Genomic DNA, 606 nt, shown 5'->3' with positions numbered 1-606 from the left:
CTCTGTTACGTTATAAAAGTTCATGTTAGTTGGAAGCTTAATAAAGTTCATGTTACCCTTTAATCGAAGTCTCTTCGGTAAGGAAGTTACCAGTTCAAACGCGTGTATGGCGTGCTCGTCACTGTCGTAGGATGAATAATGCCTGTATTCTTCTTTTTCGTTGTCAAGGACAACCACATGGAAGTGTCCATGCATCACTATCGGGAGGATAACTATGTCAACTTCCTTCAAGTGACGTGCAACATATCTGACCATAGCGATCGTCGACTCACACGCGTCAGGCTGTCCCGACATAAAAAGTGCCCCTGGTTGTGTTATGGAGGAGCGCTTCTTAAACGGATATGGCACTCGCCGCAAGAACTTTTTCATTATGCATACGAACACGTCCATCACATCGTCTTCCACCAATTCCTTTCCTTCGAGCAGGGCGAATAGACTTCTTCTTGTGGTGCTCACACAGTCATACCGCCAGACGGGAGTACTGCGGTTACACAATAACTGTTGATGTTAACTAACGTATAAGTTGCATAAATGGAACGTTATCGTTTTACACGTTAACATATATATGCATACGTTTCAAGCTATATTTAACTGATACAATGCGAA

The 606-nt window shown here is 42.9% G+C and carries 1 protein-coding gene; it reads right to left on the bottom strand.

The genetic code is table 11. The features are described 5' to 3' along the window. The coding region (locus ACFIK8_RS12365; RefSeq protein ID WP_375669596.1) for a hypothetical protein at nucleotides 1–405 on the bottom strand (405 nt) is incomplete at its 3' end. Nucleotides 406–606 lie beyond the last annotated feature (201 nt).

The sequence above is a fragment of the Bartonella sp. MR168JLCBS genome (genome assembly GCF_042194175.1).
The sequence above is the reverse complement of the archived record's forward strand: the minus strand, read 5'-3'. Positions and strand labels throughout refer to the sequence as shown.